The organism is Anaerobiospirillum succiniciproducens DSM 6400, from assembly GCF_000482845.1.
GTDB lineage: Bacteria > Pseudomonadota > Gammaproteobacteria > Enterobacterales > Succinivibrionaceae > Anaerobiospirillum > Anaerobiospirillum succiniciproducens.
Genome location: NZ_AXWV01000132.1, coordinates 1 through 2258, shown reverse-complemented (window position 1 = coordinate 2258; position 2258 = coordinate 1). Strand labels below are relative to the sequence as shown.

1 protein-coding gene is annotated in these 2258 nt (G+C 39.5%); it reads right to left on the bottom strand.

Going from position 1 to position 2258, the window contains the following annotated elements; translation table 11 throughout:
• Positions 1 to 703: 703 nt before the first annotated feature.
• On the bottom strand, positions 704 to 1588 hold the full coding sequence (locus tag H524_RS0111810) for a hypothetical protein (RefSeq protein WP_027940340.1): 885 nt from the start codon (positions 1586 to 1588) through the stop codon (positions 704 to 706).
• Between the last annotated feature and the right edge of the window lie 670 nt (positions 1589 to 2258).

The window sequence follows — 2258 nt, the reverse complement described above, 5'->3', positions numbered from 1 at the left end:
GCTTGGCTTTGTTTACCGAATCGCTTAGTGCGTTTCAGTGATGACGTATTTTAGCGATCCAAAATCTTAGGTCAACACTTTTTTAAAACTTTTTTAAGCGCGGATCTACAATTCTACTCTAATAACCCTTAAAGACCAGCATATACATCGCATTTTGTGAAGCAAATCACGCCAAAAAACTTTTTGTTAAACACCACTATTAATATGGTCTTAACAACCTATTTACAATGGTTTTAACACCATATTTAGCAAATTCGCAGCAATTGCTTTGATTCAAATCAACCAAAATTCCACCAAAATAAGCCTGTGTCATCATCAGACAATCGACTTCACCACATACAACCACATAACTTTGCACTGTGAGTCCTAGCAAAGCTGCATAACCTTTATATGGGGGATCAAACTTCAATGTGCCGTTAATCTAGCTAAAAGTACTCAATCACAAGCAGCCTAGCTCTTATATACAAATAGCCACGAAGCTACATGCCCTTAAGTTGATGCAGCAACCTTCCAGTTCCATCTACATCACTTGCAGCAACCGTGGCTATGAACTCTAATGGGTTTTACCTAGCGCTGATCTAAAAGTAGCCTTTAATGTGCCGTAGTGTTGCTTGTGCAAACCTTTTACAGGAAATTGTTCCGTAAAGTTCTGTAACTGCTGATTTGCTTAAGATGCTACTTTCGATGAAAGTAGCTAACGATCTTAGATTGTTGACCACTCAAGTGCAGTGAAGTTAATAAAGTCTCTGTACAGAGCGACTGCAGCTTTGGCACCCTCCTTTCCTTTCATCAGAGGCTTAACTTGTCTAATGAGCTTTTTGAATGATTCACGCAATGCCTTTGTCTCTAATACTAAGGCCTCTGCATCGCCAACGTGATTGCTTTTATCGATCTTAACTTGTGCTTGTTCTTTATCTAAAACAGCAAGCAACTTATCGGTACTGCCTAGTAAGGCAGTCTTGTACCCTCTTGTGCAGTATTGTTTAAAAGGCTCGTTTATTGCCGATAACTTGCCTGCAAGTGCGAGTACTTCCTCTAGTTGCGCTCTATCTATTTGCTTTGCAAAAAGAACGCGTCTTAAGTTCTTACCCTCAATTGCGTTTAGCAAGTTCTCAATCTCGGCATCTTCTATATCTGAAGCTGAAGGTGCTATAAGATCTGCCCTTTTATCCTTAGCAGTCTTTTCAAACTTACTTTTATAGTACGCCTCTAACTCTTCTTTACTAAGACAGTGCAGCATCAACCACTGAGCATAGTGATTTGCAAAGTCTTTGCTAGCGTTATAGCACTGTCTTACGAGCATGAAATCATTCCATTCTTTGCTCTTTTGACAAATGACTCCAAGTGCACTGATCCAGTACTCGTAGTAATACTTGCCTTTAAGATCCCAAGGCTCAGTATTTAGATCACCAAGCTGCTTAAGCGCATCTGTATTATTTGTATCTGAGCTATTTGCTTCTAATAAAGGTTCACCAGCTTGTGACTTCATATATGAAGGAACCTTAAGGGCTAACTTTTCACCCAAGTAATAAATAACATTATCTTGGTAGAGCTCATCAGATATGAACGAAAGCTTTGTCTTGAGCATGGTAATCCCTCTTTATCTTAATAGTGTGGCTTGTCATTTATAGACCAGTTCAAAAGCCACTATACATGATCATCTGTTGCCATGATCGACTATTGCGATCTAAAAGTATGAGCCATTGATCTTTAGCGTTTGCACCTGAATATGTCACTAGCTTCGTCCTTACACGAGTAGAGACGGAACTACCAGGATTCTTTCTTTTTCTTTAATGGTGCCGCGCTTAATATTGCTTAAGAGTGCATCTTGTTCTGACGATTTGATTATTGCTTTGGTAGCAGCGTTTGCGTGCTGTGACGATGATCTTTTGGGGACGTACTATTGGCTTTGGCTATGATCTTTTGGGGTCTAGCTATCGGATGTAGCCATGATCTTCTGAGGCTAGCTATCGGCTGTGGATATGATCTTTTTGGTGGCGTGCTGTTGGCTGTGCATTATGTTTTTTGGGGCATGTAAGAAAGATCGTGTTGTTATTCTTGTAGTGCGACATACAGCAAAGAACAGAGCTAGAAAACTTGCTGTTTCACTTAACTTAATTGTGCAAATCAGGCATACTTATGCAAATTGGCGGTAAACTAACAATATGGGAACTTCTATAAATCAAAAACATGATATATATCAGGCGGAGGCGTGATATTTTGCTTGAAAACCTTGGGGTACAATGATATAATACATC

Bases quoted from the DNA above. Each gene is read 5' to 3' on its own strand.
- H524_RS0111810 (WP_027940340.1), bottom strand. From the start codon at position 1,588: ATGCTCAAGACAAAGCTTTCGTTCATATCTGATGAGCTCTACCAAGAT.